Source organism: Paenibacillus artemisiicola (assembly GCF_017652985.1).
Lineage (GTDB): Bacteria > Bacillota > Bacilli > Paenibacillales > Paenibacillaceae > Paenibacillus_Z > Paenibacillus_Z artemisiicola.
The window spans coordinates 363,227-381,773 of record NZ_JAGGDJ010000004.1; the positions used below are offsets into that span (position 1 = coordinate 363,227).

The 18,547-nt window shown below is 63.1% G+C and carries 15 protein-coding genes; 4 read left to right on the forward strand and 11 right to left on the reverse strand.

The genetic code is table 11. The annotated features are described in order from the left end of the window. Window positions 1-11 precede the first annotated feature (11 nt). The 4 genes from I8J29_RS10090 to I8J29_RS10105 form a co-directional block, all read right to left on the reverse strand. Window positions 12-1,484 carry a rhamnulokinase gene (locus I8J29_RS10090; protein ID WP_208847474.1) on the reverse strand — a complete coding sequence of 491 codons (1,473 nt, stop codon included), beginning with the start codon at window positions 1,482-1,484 and terminating at the stop codon, window positions 12-14. 123 nt (window positions 1,485-1,607) lie between these two features. After that, complete coding sequence (gene rhaA, locus I8J29_RS10095; RefSeq protein ID WP_208847475.1) at window positions 1,608-2,891, reverse strand: L-rhamnose isomerase; 1,284 nt, start codon at window positions 2,889-2,891, stop codon at window positions 1,608-1,610. Between the two features lie 19 nt (window positions 2,892-2,910). Beyond that, window positions 2,911-3,288 (reverse strand): sensory rhodopsin transducer, encoded by a 378-nt coding sequence (locus I8J29_RS10100; RefSeq protein WP_208847476.1) that lies wholly within the window; start codon window positions 3,286-3,288, stop codon window positions 2,911-2,913. Window positions 3,289-3,438: 150 nt separating this feature from the next. Then, window positions 3,439-5,508 carry a bifunctional aldolase/short-chain dehydrogenase gene (locus I8J29_RS10105; protein ID WP_208847477.1) on the reverse strand — a complete coding sequence of 690 codons (2,070 nt, stop codon included), beginning with the start codon at window positions 5,506-5,508 and terminating at the stop codon, window positions 3,439-3,441. Window positions 5,509-5,873: 365 nt separating this feature from the next. Between I8J29_RS10105 and I8J29_RS10110 the strand changes: the two genes are divergently transcribed. Together I8J29_RS10110 and I8J29_RS10115 are read left to right on the forward strand one after the other, a co-directional pair. Further along, a complete protein-coding gene (locus I8J29_RS10110; protein WP_208847478.1) occupies window positions 5,874-6,041 on the forward strand; it encodes a hypothetical protein in 168 nt (55 codons plus the stop codon). Window positions 6,042-6,409: 368 nt separating this feature from the next. Further along, window positions 6,410-6,868, forward strand: coding sequence for a CBO0543 family protein (locus I8J29_RS10115; RefSeq protein WP_208847479.1), 459 nt, complete (start codon window positions 6,410-6,412; stop codon window positions 6,866-6,868). 127 nt (window positions 6,869-6,995) lie between these two features. Here the strand turns inward: I8J29_RS10115 and I8J29_RS10120 are convergent, their stop codons facing one another. From I8J29_RS10120 to I8J29_RS10140, 5 genes are all read right to left on the reverse strand, one after another. After that, a complete protein-coding gene (locus I8J29_RS10120) occupies window positions 6,996-7,781 on the reverse strand; it encodes a DeoR/GlpR family DNA-binding transcription regulator (RefSeq protein WP_208847480.1) in 786 nt (261 codons plus the stop codon). Between the two features lie 41 nt (window positions 7,782-7,822). Further along, window positions 7,823-8,992 carry a 2-aminoethylphosphonate--pyruvate transaminase gene (phnW, locus tag I8J29_RS10125; RefSeq protein ID WP_208847535.1) on the reverse strand — a complete coding sequence of 390 codons (1,170 nt, stop codon included), beginning with the start codon at window positions 8,990-8,992 and terminating at the stop codon, window positions 7,823-7,825. Continuing rightward, complete coding sequence (gene phnX, locus I8J29_RS10130; protein ID WP_208847481.1) at window positions 8,992-9,789, reverse strand: phosphonoacetaldehyde hydrolase; 798 nt, start codon at window positions 9,787-9,789, stop codon at window positions 8,992-8,994. The genes phnW and phnX overlap by 1 nt, the downstream gene beginning before the upstream one ends. Before the next feature lie 335 nt (window positions 9,790-10,124). Next, complete coding sequence (locus I8J29_RS10135; RefSeq protein WP_208847482.1) at window positions 10,125-10,604, reverse strand: GNAT family N-acetyltransferase; 480 nt, start codon at window positions 10,602-10,604, stop codon at window positions 10,125-10,127. A gap of 383 nt (window positions 10,605-10,987) precedes the next feature. Next, entirely contained in the window at window positions 10,988-11,818 is an 831-nt protein-coding gene (locus tag I8J29_RS10140; RefSeq protein ID WP_208847483.1) for a phytanoyl-CoA dioxygenase family protein, read from the reverse strand. A 359-nt stretch (window positions 11,819-12,177) separates the two neighbouring features. Between I8J29_RS10140 and I8J29_RS10145 the strand changes: the two genes are divergently transcribed. After that, a complete protein-coding gene (locus I8J29_RS10145; RefSeq protein ID WP_208847484.1) occupies window positions 12,178-13,065 on the forward strand; it encodes a helix-turn-helix transcriptional regulator in 888 nt (295 codons plus the stop codon). A gap of 80 nt (window positions 13,066-13,145) precedes the next feature. Continuing rightward, a complete protein-coding gene (locus I8J29_RS10150) occupies window positions 13,146-14,372 on the forward strand; it encodes an MFS transporter (protein ID WP_208847536.1) in 1,227 nt (408 codons plus the stop codon). A gap of 75 nt (window positions 14,373-14,447) precedes the next feature. Here the strand turns inward: I8J29_RS10150 and I8J29_RS10155 are convergent, their stop codons facing one another. After that, window positions 14,448-15,185: a class I SAM-dependent methyltransferase gene (locus tag I8J29_RS10155; RefSeq protein WP_208847485.1), complete on the reverse strand. Its 738-nt coding sequence runs from the start codon at window positions 15,183-15,185 to the stop codon at window positions 14,448-14,450. Window positions 15,186-15,348: 163 nt separating this feature from the next. Continuing rightward, the gene (locus I8J29_RS10160) at window positions 15,349-18,468 is read right to left on the reverse strand and encodes an efflux RND transporter permease subunit (protein ID WP_208847486.1); all 3,120 of its coding nucleotides are present in this window, start codon (window positions 18,466-18,468) and stop codon (window positions 15,349-15,351) included. Window positions 18,469-18,547 lie beyond the last annotated feature (79 nt).

Below are 18,547 nucleotides of genomic sequence, written 5' to 3' on the forward strand. Positions count from 1 at the left end.
TCGCCTGCCCGTTACGCCAAGCCCGCAAGCGCGCGGAACCGCCCGTATGCGTCGTCCCATGCCGCGCCGTCCCTCGGCTCGTAGACCGTCACCGGGAACGAATCGCGGATGACCTTGCGCGCTTCCCAGATATCCGCGAACTCGCCCTGCGCGATCCACTGGACCGCGAGGTTGCCGAGCGCGCTGCCCTCGATCGGCCCGGCCCAAACGGGCTTGCCGATCGCGTTCGCCGACCATTGGCACAGCAGCGCGTTCTGAATGCCGCCGCCGACCATGTGCAGGCCGCCGAACCGCTTGTTCGAGAGCCGCTCCGTTAATTCAAGCACATAACGGTATTTGAGCGCAAGGCTTTCGAGAATGCACCGGACGATCCCGCCAGGCGTCCCGGGCGCCTTCTGGCCCGTATCCGCGCAGTAGCGCGCGATGCGCGCCGGCATGTCGCCGGGATGCAGGAACGCCGGATCGTCGGGATCGATGAACGCCCCGAACGCCGGCGCTTGCTCCGCCAGCCGCACCAGCTCGGGGAAGCCGAGCGTCAGGCCCGCCTTCTCCCACGTCCGCCGGCTCTCCTGCAGGATCCACAGCCCCATGATGTTCTTCAGCAGGCGGAACGTCCCGTTCACGCCGCCTTCGTTGGTGAAATTCAGCTCCCGGGCCAGCTCGCCCATGACCGGGCGGTCGACCTCGGTGCCCATCAGCGACCACGTGCCGCAGCTGAGATAGGCAAAATCGCGCTCCAGCGCCGGTACCGCCGCGACGGCGGAGCCGGTGTCGTGCTCCGCGACCGCGTAGACCGGCACCGCGCCGACGCCGAGCTCTTCCCGCAGCGAATCGCGAATCTCCCCGACCCGCGTGCCCGGGCGCACGACCGGTCCGAACAGCGCCGGCGATACGCCGATCGCCGCGATCAGCTCGGCATCCCAGTCGCCGAGCAGCGGGTTGTACAGCTGCGTCGTCGTCGCGTTCGAGAACTCGCTCCGCATCTCGCCGGTGAGGAAATAACGCAGCAGGTCCGGAATCATCAGCAGATGCTTCGCCTGCTCCAGGAGCGGGGAATCCGCTTCCTTCAAGGCCGCGAGCTGATAGATCGTATTGAAAGGCAGGAACTGAATGCCGCTGCGGCCGAAGATCCGCTCCGGCGTCAGCCGCGCCATCGTCCGCTCCATGACGCCGTCGGTGCGGCGGTCGCGGTAATGATACGGATTGCCGAGCAGCTCGCCGTTCCGGCCGATCAGGCCGAAGTCGACGGCCCATGAATCGATGCCCAGGCTGACCGGCTCTTCGCCGGCATGCTTCGCCTTCAGCAGCCCCTGCTTCAGATCATGGAACAAGCGCAGGATGTCCCATTGCAGGCGGTCGCCCACCGCGACGGGATCGTTGCCGAAGCGGTGAATCTCCTCCACCTCGATGATGCGGTCGTTCAATCGGCCGAGCAGCGCCCTGCCGCTGCTCGCGCCGAGATCGTATGCCAATATGCTCGGCAAGCGGCAACCCTCCCGATGTCAAGCCGAAGCGGGCCGCGGCCCGCTTCGGCGATCTCGCTTCTTCTATAATGGCGATCGTTATCGTCGTCGGCGAAGCCGATCGTTTCCGACTAATTGTTCGCGTTAATTGTTCGCGACTGCCGCCTGCGCGCCGCGCTTCAGCAGCACGTCCTTCTCGTACGCCTTCACCTCGGCGAGCCACGCTTCGCGCACCGGCACGCCCTGCTTCGCGCAGTAGTAGTCCCATACCGCGCCGAACGGATACGACTTGAACTCCTCCTGCAGCGCGAGGCGCGTCGTGAAGTCGAACTCGTTCTCCGCCTTGCGGAGCGCCTCGACGGGATCCAGGAAGCCGCGGAGCAGCGCCTTGATCGTGTTGCGCGTGCCGATGACCCACGCCGCCACGCGGTTGATGCTGGCGTCGAAGAAATCGAGGCCGATGTGCGTCTTGCCGAGCAGATCGCCGCGGACGAGCTCGCGTCCGATTTCAATCAATTCATCATCGAACGCGACGACGTGGTCGCTGTCCCAGCGCATCGGACGGCTGACGTGCAGCAGGATGCCGTCCGCGAAGAGCGACAGCGCGGACAGCTTGTTCGAGATGACCTCGGTCGGATGGAAATGGCCGGCGTCGAGGCAGATCAGCTTGTTGTTGGCGATGCCGTAGCCCATATAGAACTCGTGCGAGCCGACGACGTACGCCTCGGAGCCGAGGCCGAACAGCTTGCTCTCGACGGCGTCGAGGTTATGCGCGGGGTCCAGCTCCTCCGCGAACACCTCGTCGAGCGCGTCCTTCAGCCGCGCGCGCGGCGCCAGGCGGTCGGCCGGCGTATCCTTGAGGCCGTCCGGGACCCAGACGTTCGTGACGCAGGTTTGGCCGAGCTGCTCGCCGAAGTAGGCGCCGACCTTGCGCGCCGCCTTGCAGTGGTCGATCCAGAACCGGCGGACGGCCGGGTCCGGATGGCTCAGCGTGAAGCCGTCGGCCGACTTCTCGTGCGAGAAGCAGGTCGGGTTGAAGTCGAGGCCGAGCCCCTGCTCCCTGGCCCAGTCGACCCAGGACTCGAAATGCTTCGGCTCGATCCGGTCCAGCTCCACCTTCTCGTCGGTGTCCGCGTAAATCGCGTGCAGGCTGACCTTGTGCTTGCCCGGAATGAGAGAAAACGCCTTCTCCAAATCGGCGCGAAGCTCCTGCGGCGTGCCGGCGGCCCCCGGGTAGTTGCCCGTCACGGAGATGCCGCCCGTAAGCGCTTGCGATTTGTTCAAGAAACCGCGGACGTCGTCTCCCTGCCAGCAGTGCATCGAAATTTTGATCTCGGCGAGCTTCTCGAGCGCCGCGTCGACGTCGATGCCGTGCGCTTCGTACAGCGCCTTGGCGGCTTCGTAATTCGCGATAATGCGTTGGTCCATGTTCATTGCTCCTTCGCTTTTATTTGATGGGATGAGCCATGACAGACATAAGCGCGTTGGCCGCCTGCGTGGCGTCCAGCCGGCTGTACTGCACGATGACCGGAACGTCGCTCAGCACCTCGATCGCGTAAGGAACGCCCAGCGGAATGGACGCTCCTTTCGCCGAGAGGGAGGACGTGCGGATATGCTTCGTTCTTCGGCCGGGGACGACCGCCAGGATGTTCTCGAGGGGGTCGCGGTCCTCGAAAAAAATCGTCAAGCGCAGCAGCGCCTCCTCGGAGGAGCAGTTCAGCACGCAGATGGATTCGTGGCTCTCGTACACGCTCCCTTCCGCGCTCGTCGGCGGAATAAAGCCGTCCGGGATGATCCAATGCTTCTCGCCTCTTGCTTGGTACATGCTCCGCACTTCCTCTCGTCACATGAAATGTACTAGAATCAACCTTGCTTGCAATGAACGGATGAATGCATGAATGCATGAATACATGAAAGCCCGAATGCATGAAAGCTGCTCGCAGCGCGGCATCGCGCCGGCATGCCGCGCGAAGGCTTATCGCGTGAACGCCGCCGGCACGCCGCCGTCGATCGTCAGCATGCAGCCCGTCGTCTTGTCCGCCTTCGACGAGGCGAAGAACGCGATGCCTTCGGCGATGTCGCGCGGATAGATGTTGACGAGCAGCGTCGTGCGCTTGCGGTAATACTCTTCCAGCTGGTCGGGCTCGATGCCGTAGGCCGCGGCGCGTTCGTTGCGCCAGTTGCTATTCCAGATCGCGGAGCCCTGCAGGATCGCGTCCGGCAGGATCGTGTTGACGCGGATGCCGAATTCGCCGCCCTCCGCCGCGACGCAGCGCGCCAGATGCGCCTCGAGCGCCTTCGCCGAGCTGTATGCAGACGCGCTCCTGCCGGCGTAAACGGAGTTCTTGGAGCCGATGAACACCATGTTGCCGCCGATCGCCTGCTCCTTCATCAGCTTGAACGCTTCGCGCGCCACGAGGAAGTAGCCGGTTCCGAGCACATTGATGTTCAGGTTCCATTCCTTCAGCGACGTCTGGTCGAACGGGCTCGACGTCGCGAGGCCGGCGTTGTTGACGACGATGTCGAGGCCGCCGTAGGCGAGCGCCGTCTCCGCGATCGCGGCGATGACCGCTTCTTCGCTCGTCACGTCCATCTTCACCGCGAGCGCGCGGCCTTCGCCGTGCTTCTCGTTGATTTCGCCGGCGACCCGCTCCGCTCCTTCCAGATTCAGATCCGCCAGCACGACGTGCGCGCCTTCGGAGACGAGACGGCGCGCCGTTTCGCTGCCGATGCCGCCGGCGCCGCCGGTAATGAACGCGATTTTTCGGGAGAATTCCGCTTCCGCCGGCGCGAGCGACAGTTTGTACAGCTCGAGCGGCCAATACTCGACGTTATAGGATTCGTTTTCGCTCAGGGAGACGAAATTGCCGAGCGCCGTCGCGCCGCGCATGACCGCGATCGCGCGGTGGTAGAGCGCGCCGCTGACCTTGGAGTTGGCCCAGCTCTTGCCCGTGTTGATCATGCCGACCCCCGGAATGAGAATGACGCGCGGCGCGGCCTCGAACATGACGTCTCCCTCGTTCTTGTTGCGCTCGAAGTAGGCCTCGTACTGTTTCTTATACGCCGCGACGCTCTCTTTCAGAATGGCTTTCAGCCCTTCGGCGTCGTTTGCGTCCGGCGTCCAGTCGACGAACAGCGGCACGACCTTCGTGTGCACGAGATGGTCCGGGCAGGCGGCGCCGACCTGCGACAGCGCGGCCGAATCCGCGCCGCCGACGAACGCCAGCACGTCCGCCTCGTCGTCGAACGTCAGGATCATCTTCTTCGCGTCGCTCACGGCGCCGCGAATCGTCGGCATAACCTGCGCGGCGAGGCTTCTGCGGACGTCGGCCGGCAGCGCCGCATGCTTCGCGCCGCCGAACAGCTTGGCTTCGTTCACGCGCGCTTCGATGAACGCTTCCGCTTCGTTGATGATCTTGATCGTTTGCGCGTACGCCTCTTCGCTCGTCTCGCCCCACGTCACGAGGCCGTGCTTCTCCATCAGCACGAGCTCGGCCCGCGGGTTGTCGAGCACGCCCTGCGCGATCATCTTGGACAGCGCGAAGCCGGGACGCACGTACGGCACCCAGACGAAGCGGTCGCCGAAAATCTCTTTCGCCAGCTGCTTGCCGTTATCCGCGCAGCAGAGGCTGATGATGGCGTCCGGATGCGTATGGTCCACGTGCTTGAACGGCAGGAAGGCGTGCAGCAGCGTTTCGATGGACGCGCGCGGATGCTTGGCGTCGATCATGCAGTGCCCGAGGTACGCGACCATCTCTTCGTCGGTCATGGCGTCGCGCTCGAACAGCGGACGGATGTCCTCCAGGCGCAGCCCCGTGAAGTTGCCGGCCTTCATCGTCGCGAGGTCGGAGCCGCTGCCTTTGACGTACATCACTTCGACGTCGCGGCCGCGGAAGTCGGCGACCGTCGTCTTCGCGGACGTATTGCCCCCGCCCCAGTTGCAGACGCGACGGTCCGCGCCGATGATGTTGGAACGGTAGACGAGCTGCGCCAGTCCGTCCCGCTGTTCCGATGCCTTCGCGTGATCCCATAAGCTTTGTACCATTTGTTTCCCTCCGAATGTGTAAGATAATTTGCGGTTGAGCCTAGTTTAGCATGTTTGTTTGTGTTTGAATATATATTTTCAAACAAAAACAAAAACGGATTCGCACCACTCGTCCTAAGTAAAATCGACTTAGATCCGAAATAGAACCGAACTAAAACCGAAACAAAAATAGAACAACGACCTAAACACCCGGCAGCAATCTCAACGAATCCGAAACAAAATCGTATCCCGCCCGCGCAAACTTCCTGTCCATGGAAATTTTTCCATCCGAAACTGATTCGCTGCGCCCACGCGGGTTAATGAAAGATAGGAACGATCGCCGGCCGAACGGAAGCGGTCGCCGAATGCGCAAAGGGAGTGAGAACGTGAGTAGAAGAACCTCTTGGGGCGTGCTGTATACGGCTTTGTTGTGCAGGCTGATCCTGGACGAAGAGAAAGCGAGGATGGTCGGGCGGCGTCCCGACGGCGGATCTCCGGAAGGCGGCGGCGCCGGCCCCGCTTCCGCGGCGGACTCCTCCCGCGCGGGCGGCTGACCGCCTCTGCGGCGCAGGAAAGACGAACAAGCCAAAAACGCACCTGCCGGCCGCTATCGGCTGACGGGTGCGTTTTTGGCTTGCATGGCGTTTTTTGCATGACGGCTTGGCGGCATGGCATCTGGGGCGTGCATCGTCTTAGGCTTGCGTGGCTTCTTGGCGCGCATAGCCTCTTGGCGTACGTAGCCCTTCCTTCATCGCCGCATGCAGCGTCCTTGAACCGCCGCGCGCGCCAACCGGCCGCGCATTCGCGGTGCGCCGCTGCGCACGGACGGCTGTCCTCCAGCCGAATGATTCGGCTTCGTCCGAATTGGTAACACTTTACTCGTACTTTCCTTTACGGAATCGAAAGCTGGTCGGAGGTCGTCATGACGTTTTTAATCGTGTCCATCGTCATCCTGTTCGCCTTGATTTTCCTCGCGCCTCGCAGGCTATCGCGGATCGAGATCCTGACCTCGACGTTGTTCGGGCTTTATTTCGAATCGACCGTCAACATCTTCCTGGATTTGGATTACGACTTGTACGGTTACTTTCATAAAGGCGTCGATGCGATCACGATGGTCGTGCTGCTCGGCGTCTACCCGGCGCTGAACTATTTGCTGCTGAACTTCTATCCCGAAGGCCGGGGCGCGCCCCGCGTCTTCGCGTACCTGTTGGCCTGGGACGCGTTCTCCGTCGCGTACGAGCTCTTGTCCATCCATTACGGCATCTTCTACTACAACGGCTGGCATTGGTGGTATTCGGCGCTCGTCTACGTCCCCCTCTTCCTGAGTCTCCGGTGGCAGATCCTGTTCACGCGGCGCATGCTGAGGCTCGACCGCGGTTAGCGGCGCCAGAACGGGACGCGCCTGATCCCCGCCGGCTCCCGGAGCCGCACCGGTCCTCCCGAATACGCCAAACGCCGGCCGGACGCGCTCCGCGAAGCGCTTCCGGTCCGGCGTCCGCCGAACGTTCCTATTCCGCCGTCAGCCACGCGATGCCGCTCCTCGCGATCGCGTCCGCCCAGCTCTCCGGATGCGGCTCCTCGCAAATGATCGTATCAATGCCGGCCAAATCCGAGATTTTGTACATCGTGCCGTTGCCCAGCTTCGTGCTGTCGGCGAGCACGATGCTCTGCTTGCTGTTCGCCATGAATTTGCGCGCCAGAATCGCCCGGTCCGCGTCGTAGCTCGTAATGCCCTGCTCGGGCATCATGCCGTCGATCGAGATGAACGCCTTGTTGACGAAGATATCGTTCATGAATTTCTCGGCGATCGTTCCGGAGATCCGGAAGTGACGCGAGTCGATTTTCCCGCCGACGAAAATGACGTCTCCGCCGAACATGTCCTTGTTCCGGTAATCGATCAACAAGTTCAAGCCGGAGATGGAATTGGTCACGATGGTCAGATGCTCCTTATAGACGAGAAACGGGATCATCTGCAGGCAGGTGGAGCCGTCGTCGATGACGATGACGTCGTGGTCCTGCACCAGGCCCGCGGCGACCCGGCCGATCCGCCGCTTCTCCTCCGCGCGCAGCACTTCCCGCTTCGTGTGGGACAGCTCCTCGTGCGCCAGCGTCAGCTTCACCGCCCCGCCGTATACCCGCTTCAGCCGGTTCTCGTCCTCCAGCTCCTCCAGATAGCGCCGGATCGATTCGGAGGATACGCCGAGCCGGTTCACGAGATCGCTCGTATGCACCTTGCCCGCGTCGTTCAGCAGCCCGAGAATTTGCCGTTTGCGTTCTTCGCCGATCAGCGACATGGTCGATCGCCCCCCTTTCTTCCTCCGCATGCTTGTTCGGACTACCAGAAACGCAGATCCTCGATGGCTTGCAGCAGCCGGGCGATATCTTCGCGGTACACTTCGCCGATGTTGCCGATGCGGAACGTGTCCGCCGCGCTGATCTTGCCCGGGTAGATGACGAAGCCCGCCTCTTTCAGCCAGTCGTACAGCTGCTGGAAGCTGAAGCCCTCCACGGGCGGATAATAGAACGCGGTGATGAACGGCGACTGCACGTCCTTCTTCAGCAGCGAGCAGAAGCCGAGCATCGTCATCCCGTCGGCCAGCAGCTGCTGATTGCCTTGGTAGCGGCGGTAGCGCGCCTCGACGCCGCCTTCCTGCTCCAGCTCGCGCAGCGCCTGGTCGAACGCCCGCACGACGTGCGTCGGCGACGTGAAGCGCCATTTGCCCCCGCCGGCTTCCATCGCCGCCCATTGGCCGTGCAGGTCCAGCGACAGGGATCGCGCCTGGCCTTCGCAGGCCGCGAGCGCTTCGACGCGGGCGATGACGAAGCCGAAGCCCGGCACGCCCTGGATGCACTTGTTCGCGCTGCTGATCAAGTAATCGATGCGCAGCTCGTGCACGTCCATGGGGATGCCGCCGAAGCTGCTCATGGCGTCCACGATGTACGTTTTGCCGCGGCGCTTGACGATGGCGGAGATTTCCGCGATCGGGTTCAGCATGCCCGTCGTCGTCTCGCAGTGCACGACCGCGACGTGGGTGATGTCCGGCTCCTCGTTCAGGCGCCGCTCGACCGCTTCCGGTTCGACGCGGTCCGTCTCGCCGAAGTCCAGCACGGACAAGGCGATGCCGTAGATGCGGGCCATCTGCGCGATCCGCTGGCCGTACGCGCCGTTGGCCAGCACGAGCAGCTTGCCCTCGCGCGGGACGGCGGTGCCGATCACCGCTTCGACGCTGAAGCTGCCGCTGCCCTGCATCGGGACGGCCGTATACGCATCGGGCGAAGCGGCGGTAGCCAGCCGCACGAGCCGGCCGCGGATGCTTTGCACGAGCGAGTTATAATCCTGATCCCAGGTGCACCAGTCGCGAAGCATCGCTTCCTTGACGGTGTCGGAGGTCGTGAGCGGTCCCGGCGTCAGCAGCAAGTAAGGCCGCTGCGGCGCGCGGCCTTCCTTCGTCCCGGACCGGTCGGCGCCGCTCGCCGGCGCCAAGCCGTGCGTGACATCGCCCATCATGGGCGCTCCCCTTTCGCGATCCGCGCGTTCAGCTCCGGGAAGAGGCCGTCCAGCTCGCCGATCCGGTCGATCACGCAGTGGGCGCCGGCATCCCGCAGCCGCTTCGCGACGGCGTCTTTGCGCGCCTGCAGCTCGCCCGCTTCGCATGCCGCCGCTTCCGCTTCGGTCATCCCGAGCTCGCTGCTGCCGAGGATGACCCCGACGGTCCAGCAGCCCGCGTTCACGCCTTCCTGCATGTCGCTGACCGTATCGCCCGCTTTCACCACCTGATGCATCGGATAGACGCCGAGATGCTCCGCGTTGCGGTAGATCATCCACGGATAGGGCCGGCCCGCCGCGGCTTCGTCCGGCGTCACGAGGTAATCCGGCGCGTAGCCTTGCGCCTCCGCGCTCGGACGGACGACGTCCATCATGGCCCGGGTATAGCCGGTCGTGGAGCCGATCTTGATGCCCTGCGCGCGCAATCTGGCCGCCAGCTCGACCGCGCCCGGCACGGGCGTCGCGTAGTCCTTCAGCGTGCCGAACAGCATCGGCTCGAAGTCCGCGTACAGCGCGTCCACGTCGGCCTCCGACGGCGTCGCGCCGAAGCGGCTTTCCCACAGGCCCGCGATGCGTTCCATCCGGCACATGGCTTGAATATGGTCGCGCTTCAGCATCCCCATCGGTCCGCGCGCTTCCTCCACGGTGACCTCGATGCCTCTGCGGGCGAAGACGTCCACGAATACGTTCAGGGGCGCGAAGCAGCCGAAATCGACCATCGTGCCCGCCCAATCCAGCATGACTGCTTGAATCATCGGCCAATCACTCCTTCATGTTCTCTCGTTTGCCACATTTGCGTGTTTCTCTCCCGAATTCTAGGTCAGTATAAAAGAAAAATGTAAACCTGGAATCAAACCCATATTAAAATATTGTTTTTATTTGATTTTAATTGTTTTATGTTGTTTTATCAAGACAAAAAAATCAAGACAGCCTCTTAGGCGCCCTTTCTTTTTCGCGGCTGCGCCTATCTCCGGCTTTTGGCGGCCGTTGGTTTCATTGGCCTTCCATCGGTCTGATGGCAAAAAGCCTTTGCATCAATGCGCGAAGGCTTGGCTGCGAATCCCTGAAGCCGGTTGTCCAAACAAGACGGCTAGCGGTCGAACGCATCCGGCTCGCCGCCTCGCCGCCCGAGCTCGACGATCCGCAGTCCCGGCACGGGCTCGAACATCCGCGATTCCGCGAAGCCCAGCTTGCGGTACAGCCGCAGCGCCGGCAGATTCGCGGCGCCCGTGGCTACGAGGTAACGGTCCGCTCGCCCGGCGTACAGCGCGAGCACGTGCCGGAGCAGGCTTTCGCCGATGCCCTTGCGGAATTGCGCGGGATGGACGACAAGCCGGTGGATATCGACGGTACCCGCGTCCGTCTTGAACGAAATCGCCCCGGCCAGCGCGCCGGATTCGTAGCGGCCGTAAAACGTTTCGCCGCACGCCGCGAGCGACGCTTCCGTATCGCGCAGTCCCGGGATGCCGTCGAAGCCGATCAGCTCCGCCTCGATTCGATACGCCGCCCGCTGAACGGCGAGCAGCTCCCGGACCGCCGCCGGGTCCAACAACGAAATAGGTTCGATCATGTGCGCCAGTCCCTTCTTCAAGCGGTTGCGGTCTTCCCTTGAGCATGCACGGATCGCCGCCAAAACGCAAACTATAGACGCAACGCTTCTCTCGCACGCAGACCAACGCAGACCAACGCAACCGAAAACGCAACCCAATCCGCGCAACCGGATCCCGTAACCCCGTCAACAAGCGGCCGAAAATGCTTATCGAAACGCCTTCTAACTAACGCAATCCGAACAACGCATTCTAAACGACGCAGCCTAAATAACGCATTTTAAATATCCCAGTTTAAATAACCCAATCTAAATAATTCAATCGAAAAGAGGTTCAACTTCCTAACCCAAAAACGCCGTCCCGGGGGGACGGCGTTCTTGCGCAAGCGCGCAAGCGCGCGCGCGCGTTATTTGGCGTACAGCAGCGGGAAATACTCTTCGCGGTCGAAGCGCATGCCCGGTTCCGGACGCGCGCCCAGCAGGCGGAGATTGTCGTGCTTGAACCGGCCTCCGCGAAAATACGTGTCGCCCGGCATGAGATGCGCGACGACCGACAGCCGAGGCTCGTTCGTCAGGTTCGGACCGGAGCCGTGGAACGTCAGCGCGTGGTGGAAGCTTGCCTGGCCCGCCTTCAAGATGCAGGGCTCTTCGACCCAGTCCTCGCGATTGGCGAACTTCGCTTTCAGCTTGCCCATGTCCTGCTCGAAGAAGGTGTCGCTGCCTTCCACCGCGCCCCATTTATGCGAGCCCAGTATCGTCATCATGCCGCCGTTCGTCAGGTCCGTGTCCTGCAGCGCGATCCAGACCGTTACCATGTTCGTCGTGCTGCTGACGCGCCAATACCCGTAATCCTGATGCCAGCCGACGTTGCCGGCGTTCGTCTCCTGGCCGTTCGTGCCCGGCTTGTAGATGACTTGGTCGTGCCACAGCCGGATGGCATCCTCGTTCAGCAGGGAAGCCGCCATCTCGCCGAGATTGCGGTCGGTCACCACGGCGCGGACCTCGTCGTTGATCCACCAGCCGTTGTCGAACTTGCGAATCGCGTGCGGATTGTCGGACAGCGTGAAGTGATGCATCGGCAGGCCGTAGCCGTCGTACTTCCTGCTCCACACGCGCTCGTGCGCTTCCCGCAGCCGTCCGATCGTCTCGTCGTCCAGCAGCTTCGGGCTGATCCAGTAGCCGTCCTCGTCAAACCGCTTCTTGTCCTCTTCGGTCACCTGATACGGAATTACGCCCATGTTCGTCGTCCCTCTTTCGTTTCGCGGATGGCCTTGCGTCGTTCGTTAGCTTCATTGTAGAAAGAAGCCGGCGCGTTGACTTCCGGAAACCTATCCAATAGGATTAGAAACATCGAGACGATCAGAAACAAAGCAACGCTCAACCAGTTAACCAAGTCACTTGAATCAGACGATCAGAAACAAAGAGCCGCTCAACCAGTTAACCTAGTCACTTGAATCAGACGATCAGAAACAAAGAGCCGCTCAACCAGTTAACCTAGTCACTTGAATCAGACGATCAGAAACAAAGCAACGCTCAACCAGTTAACCAAGTCACTTGAATCAGACGATTAGAAACAACCGACAGGAGCTGATCCGAGATGCCCCGCGGCAAAACCGATTCCGCGCGCTGGGAGCACGAATGGCGCGCTTCGGGCGCGTTCGCCGGCTTCCCCGAGCTCGAGATGATGGGCTACGACCGGCTCACGGAGGCGACGCCGCTCTCCGACCACCGCCACGAGCGCTGCTACGAATTCGTGTACGTCGAGAACCGCCGGGTCACGTGGGAGGTCGGCGACGCGCTGTATCCGTCGCATGCCGGCCAGTTCTTCCACACGAAGCCGGGCGAATGGCACCGGGCCCGGTTCCGCTACATGGAGCCGTCCATCATCTGGTGGATCATCGTCGTCGATCCGGCCGAGCTGCCGGGCTGGCTCGGCTTCGGCGAGGCCGACCGCGCAAGGATCGGCGCCGCGCTGAACGCGCTGCCGCGCATCGTCACCGCGGATCTCCGCGCGCGCGAGCCGTTCGCCAAGCTGCGCGGGGTGCTCGAGCACGGCACGGCGGACGACCTCTTCCGGGCGCGCCACTACCTGCTCGACATCCTGCTGCAGCTGCTCGATCCGCCGGCCGCGCGCCAGCTTCCGCTCGACCTGCGCGAAGCGATGCTGCGCCTCTCCGCCGAGATCGAAGCGGAGCCGGAACGGCGCTGGGCGAACAAGGAGCTGGCCGCGCGGGTCGGCGTGAGCGAGTCGCATTTTTACCGCCTGTTCCAGGAGCTGCACGGCCAATCGCCCGCGAGCTACGTCGACCGGCAGCGCATGGCCCGCGCTTGCGAGCTGCTGCGCCGGGCGGATAGCAGCGTCACCGGCGTGGCGATGGATCTCGGCTACAAGACGAGCCAGCATTTCGCGACCGTGTTCAAAAAATACGTCGGCGCGTCCCCGACCAGGTGGCGGTCGGCGCAGGATGCCGATTTAAATATTTAATTTATCCAACAGTTGTACGCCTTCATGCGCTATAATAGAAGCTTGTCAGCTTGTTCAGCGCATCGGGGGTGCTTCCTTACATGCTCGCCGCTTATCCCAAAGAAATCAAAGTCTTCCTGCTCGCCAGCCTGATCAACGCGATCGGCAGCGCGCTCATGTGGCCGCTCATCTCGATGTTCGTCTTCGACGAGCTCGGGCGCAGCATGGCCGACGCCGGTCTCGTCATTCTCGTCCAATCGCTCGGCGGCATCGCCGGCCAGCTGCTTGGCGGCGCCTTGTACCACCGGATCGGCGTGAAGCGGCTCATCATCGGCTCGCTCGCGCTCAACGCGGCCGGCTTGTTCCTCCTGCCGGCGGTCAGCCACGCCTGGCATGTCTTCATCGTCCTCATGGGCTTGATCGGCTTGTTCAACGCCTTGTCGATGCCGGCCATCCAGGCGTTCGTCGGCTTCCGGTTCGCGGATCGGCGCGGCGAGCTCTATAACGTCATCTACGTCGCCAACAACATCGGCGTGGCGGTCGGCACGGCGCTCAGCGGCTTCCTCGCCGCGGTGTCCTATTCGCTCAGCTTCGTGCTGAACGGCGTGACGGCGGCGGTATTCGCGGTCTTCTTCCTGCTCTATCTCGGCCGCGTCGGCAAGGGCGCAGGCGACAGCGGCCCGCCGAAGAAGCGCGCCGCGGATGCCCGCGTCTGGACGCTGCTGGCCGACGTCCGCCTCTACCTGTTCATGGCGCTCGGCGGCATGCTGATCAACCTCGGCAACAGCATCTGGAACACCGGCGTCTCGCCGTTCATCATCGAGCACGGCATGTCCAAGCAGATGTACGGCTTCCTCTGGACGTTCAACGGCATCCTGATCTTCGTCGCGCAGCCGCTCACGAGCCTGATCAAGCGGCTCGCGGCCGGCACCGTCAAGGCGCAGCTCACGGCGAGCGCGGTCTTCTACCTCGCCGGGTTCGCCGCGATTCTGGCGGCGCACAGCTTCCCGGGCATGGTGCTCGGCATGTTCCTCACCACGCTCGGCGAGATGCTGATCGCGCCCGCGATCCCGGCCTTCCTCAGCGAGAACGGCGGCGCGCACGCCCCGTTCTACCTCGGGCTGGCCGGCGGCATCGGATCCGCGGGCCGGGTCGTCGGCCCCTACGTGATGGGCGGCCTCTACGACGGCGGCGGATTGACGCCGGTCGCCTGGCTCGCGGTCGTCACCGCGGCGATGGCCGTCGGTTCGTTCGTCGCGCACGGCGCCGTCAACCGGCGGAGAGTCATGGCGGCCGGCGCGCGGCCGGGCGAGACGCTGCATACGTAAGCCGGACGCACGACAAAGGCCAGCCTCGACCGATCTGAAGAAGATCGGCCGGGGCTGGCCTTTTTGTTGCCTGTTCTAGTCGAGCCGGTCCGCCGCGGCCATCAGGAACAGCGGCCGGCGCAGCTCGTCGCGCATCGCCGGGCTATTCGCCAGCAGTTCCGCCGCCGGCTGCGGCTCCGACAGCTTCCGGATGCGGAAGCCCGCTTCGATCAGCGCGTTCAGAATCGTCGACACCGTCCGGTGGTACTTGATGACGTCGTTCTCGAGGAACCGCGCTTCCCGCAAGCCTTCCTCGTAATACCGGTCCACCGGCCAATGCAGCTTCTCGCCGCCGGGACCGTAATGCCAATCCTGCGCGGCGCGCGCCGTGAAGACGGGATGCTCCACGGAGAACACGAAGCTGCCGCCCGCGGCGAGCAGCCGGTGCACGGTCCGGCAGACGTCATCGAACCGCTCGATATAATGCAGCGCGAGCGAGCTGACGACGACGTCGAACGCGCCGTCCGGGTAGTCGAGATCTTCGATCGCCAGCCGGCGGTACGCAATCGCCGGGTCGTCCGTCATCTCCCGGGCGCGCGCCAGCATGTTCTCGGAAATGTCGATGCCGACGACCGACGCCGCGCCTTGTTCGCGCGCGTACCGGCAGTGCCAGCCAAAACCGCAGCCGATGTCCAGCACCCGCTTGCCCGCGAGCTCCGGCAGCAACGGGCGGAACGATTGCCATTCCCCCGCGGCTTCGAGCCCGCCGACCGAACGCGCCATTTGGCTGTAGTTCGCGAAGAATCCGGGATCGTCGTATTTGTTTTGCTTCATCACGCGTCCACCTCCTTCCCCCAGTGTACCGGGGATTCCTTCCCAAAATCAACCAAAAGCGCCTTTCCGCTCGGGAAAGGCGCTTTCGCCGGCGCCGGCGCGGCGAACCGCATCGGCATTGACCGCGCCCCCGTTCATCGACGGGGAACGCTAGCCATTCTTCTTACAAATCCAGGTCCTTGCGGACCTTGCTGCGCTTGCCCGTCAGCTCGTAGATGACCGGTACGACGATCAGCGTCAGCAGCGTCGAGGTCGCCAAGCCGCCGATGACGGTGACGGCCAGACCGCCGGAGATCAGGCTGGTCGACGACTTCGACAGCGCGAGCGGCAGGAGCGCGAGAATCGTGGCGCAAGCCGTCATCAGGATCGGACGGAGCCTTGTCTTGGACGCTTCGACGAGCGATTCGCGCAGGTCCATGCCGGCCTTGCGGTTGTTCTCGACGCGGTCCAGGAGCACGACGGCGTTCGTGACGACGATGCCGACCAGCATCAGCATCCCGATCATGGCGCTCATCGACAGCGAGTTGCCCGTGATAAGCAGCGCGCCCAAGGCGCCGCTCGGCACGAAGAGCAGGGACGAGAGGATGATGAGCGGCGTCCGCAGACCGCCGAACGTGACGCTCATGACCAGGAACACGAGGCCGACGGCGGCGCCCATCGCGATGCCGATGCTCTTGAAGCCGCTGTTGATCATCTCGAGGCCGCCGCCGATCTTGACGTCGACGTTGTCCGGCAGCGACAGGCTGTCGATGTCCGACGTGATCGACTTCGTGACGGAAGCCGTCTTGTCCGTGTCCTTGACGTTGCCCTTCACTTCGGCGTACGTCTTGCCTTCTTCATGGTTGATGGCGACCGGCGCCGTCGATTCCGACAGGTCGACGAGATCGCTCAGCTTCTTCACGCCGGCGGCCGTCGGAATGCCGACGTTCTCGAGCTCGGCCTTGGACGTGATCGGCTGCTTGTACGCCATCGTGATGTCCCAGTTCTTGCTGTCGAGCGTGTACGTGCCGACGTCGACGGGACGAAGCTGCTCGCCCACGGCGGCCATGATTTGGAAGGACGAGACGCCGAGGTCCTTCGCGGCCGGCTTCAGCGACATGACCCATTTCGGGGACACGTCCTTCAGGTTGTTTTCGACGTCCTTCATGTCCGGGCTCGCCTTCATCAGGTTTTCGACCTGCACGGCGGCTTTGGACAAGGCGTCGAGATCGTCGGAATACAGGTTGACCGTGACCTCGTTGCCCGTCGGCGGGCCGTTCTGCGCGCCTTCCTTGATGTCGACGGTCGCCTTCGGCGATTCGGCGGTCACGAGCGCGGTCAAGTCCTTGTTCGCCTTGTCGATCAGGGCGTTGGTGTCGATGTCGGCGCCTTCCTTGAACTGCACCTTGAACGTCGCGGTGTTGGTGCTCGGAATTTGCACGAACGGATTGTCCATGCCGCCGACCATCGCTTGGTAGTTATCGATGTCCTTCAAGCCTTTGAGGTAGTTCTCGACTTTCGCGCCGACGGCGTCCGTCTCCGCGAGCGGCGTCTGCGCCGGCATTTTCACGTTGACCGCGATGGACGCCGTCTCGCCGGCCGGCAGGAACGCCACGCCGAGCAGCGGAATCGTGCCGAACGACGCGATCAGGAGCACGATGGCCAGCGCCAGCACCCAGCCCTTGCGCTTCAGCGCGCCGCGGATGAGCCGCTCGTAGCCGCCGATGAATCGGCCGCCTTCCTTATGCGGCTTGATGGAACGGAAGAACTTCGCGCCCAGCACCGGGATCAGCATCATGGCGACGAAGAGCGAGCACAGGATCGAGATGACGACCGCCACGGCGAACGGGCGGAAGAACTCGCCGATGATGCCCGTGACGAACGCCAGCGGCAGGAACACGACGACCGTCGCGATGGTCGAAGAGCCGACCGCGCCGATGACTTCCCGCGTCGCGCGGAACGCCAGCTCTTTGCCGTCCATGTCGCGGCCCTTCTCCTGGCGCCATCTGTAGATGTTCTCAATGACGACGATGCTGTCGTCGACGATCCGGCCGACGGATACGGCGATGCCGCCGAGCGTCATAATATTGAGCGTGTAGCCCATCTGGTTCAGCAGCGCGATCGTCGCGAAGATCGAGATCGGCAGCGACAGGATGGAGATGATCGTCGCGCGGACGTTCCGCAGGAACAGGAAGATGATGATGACGCAGAACAGCGCGCCGTACGACCCTTCCCGGATGAGCGAGGACACGGAATGCTTGATGTCCGCGCCTTGGTCCTGCACGAGGCGGACGTCGAGCGTGCCTTTGTCCTGATACGTCTTCAGCACGTCCTTGACCGCGTCGGACACGTCGGCCGTGTTGGCGTCCTGCGTCTTCACGACGCCGACGATGAAGCTCGGCTGGCCGTTGTACCGCGTGATCTCGTTCTGGGACGAGACGGTGTTCACTTCGGCGATGTCGGACAGCTTGAGCGCCGGAGCGCCCGCCGCCCCTTGAACCTGGCCGCCGGCACCTGCCCCGGCGCCCGCGCCCATGCCTTGGCCGGCGCCGGCTCCCGCGCCCAAGCCCGGGGTCAGCTTCAGGTTCTTGATCGTATCCAGCGACCCGATCTTGCCGACGAGGCGGATCGGAATCGAGTTCTCGCCCTGGCTCACGGAGCCGAGCGGCAGCGCGTAATCGAGCGACTTGATCGCGGATTGGATGGCGCTCAGCGAAATGCCGTATTGCGCGGCCTTATCCTTGTCCACGTCGATGCGCAGCTGCTGCGACACCGAGCCCTTCAGCGACACGGAGCTGACGCCGGCCACCTTCTCGAGCTTCGGCACGACGTCGTTCTCGAGCGTCTTCTGCAGCTCCTCGGAATTTTGCTTGGAGGAGAAGATGGCCGCTTCGTAGATCGGCGCTTCGCCGAACGACAGCCGCTGCACCGTCACCTTCGCGTTCTCCGGCAGCGTCAGCTTGGCGACGGCGGATTCCGCGTCCTTCATTTTATCGTCCATGTTCGTGCCGAACGGATATTGCAGGAAGATGCTGCTGGAATTTTCCGAGCTCGTGCTCGTCAAGGAGTCGTAATTCTTAAGCCCGATCAGGCTTTGCTCGATCGGCTTGGTCACCTCGGACTCGATTTCTTCGGTCGAGGCGCCCGGGTATACGGTCTGGATGAAGACGGCCGGGAACGTCACGTCCGGGAACGTCTGCTGCTTGATCTGGGTCGTCGAATAGAAGCCCAGAATCAGCACGAGCGCGCACAGAATGACGACCGCCACGCTGTTCTTCAGGCTGAAACGCGTTAAACCGTTCATACTTGTTTTCTCTCCTCTTCTCTTTATATAGAGGGATGATACCGGACGATTTTGAACTGAGCATGAACGGGCCGTTACA

What these genes read in the sequence shown, in the direction of transcription:
- I8J29_RS10140 (WP_208847483.1), bottom strand. Translation starts at nt 11,818, where the DNA reads ATGGGCGTAATTCCGTATCAGGTGACCGAAGAGGACAAGAAGCGGTTT.
- I8J29_RS10150 (WP_208847536.1), top strand. Translation starts at nt 13,146, where the DNA reads ATGCTCGCCGCTTATCCCAAAGAAATCAAAGTCTTCCTGCTCGCCAGC.
- I8J29_RS10100 (WP_208847476.1), bottom strand. Translation starts at nt 3,288, where the DNA reads ATGTACCAAGCAAGAGGCGAGAAGCATTGGATCATCCCGGACGGCTTT.
- I8J29_RS10160 (WP_208847486.1), bottom strand. Translation starts at nt 18,468, where the DNA reads ATGAACGGTTTAACGCGTTTCAGCCTGAAGAACAGCGTGGCGGTCGTC.
- I8J29_RS10135 (WP_208847482.1), bottom strand. Translation starts at nt 10,604, where the DNA reads ATGATCGAACCTATTTCGTTGTTGGACCCGGCGGCGGTCCGGGAGCTG.
- I8J29_RS10155 (WP_208847485.1), bottom strand. Translation starts at nt 15,185, where the DNA reads ATGAAGCAAAACAAATACGACGATCCCGGATTCTTCGCGAACTACAGC.
- I8J29_RS10105 (WP_208847477.1), bottom strand. Translation starts at nt 5,508, where the DNA reads ATGGTACAAAGCTTATGGGATCACGCGAAGGCATCGGAACAGCGGGAC.
- rhaA (WP_208847475.1), bottom strand. Translation starts at nt 2,891, where the DNA reads ATGGACCAACGCATTATCGCGAATTACGAAGCCGCCAAGGCGCTGTAC.
- I8J29_RS10145 (WP_208847484.1), top strand. Translation starts at nt 12,178, where the DNA reads ATGCCCCGCGGCAAAACCGATTCCGCGCGCTGGGAGCACGAATGGCGC.
- I8J29_RS10120 (WP_208847480.1), bottom strand. Translation starts at nt 7,781, where the DNA reads ATGTCGCTGATCGGCGAAGAACGCAAACGGCAAATTCTCGGGCTGCTG.
- I8J29_RS10115 (WP_208847479.1), top strand. Translation starts at nt 6,410, where the DNA reads ATGACGTTTTTAATCGTGTCCATCGTCATCCTGTTCGCCTTGATTTTC.
- phnX (WP_208847481.1), bottom strand. Translation starts at nt 9,789, where the DNA reads ATGATTCAAGCAGTCATGCTGGATTGGGCGGGCACGATGGTCGATTTC.
- phnW (WP_208847535.1), bottom strand. Translation starts at nt 8,992, where the DNA reads ATGGGCGATGTCACGCACGGCTTGGCGCCGGCGAGCGGCGCCGACCGG.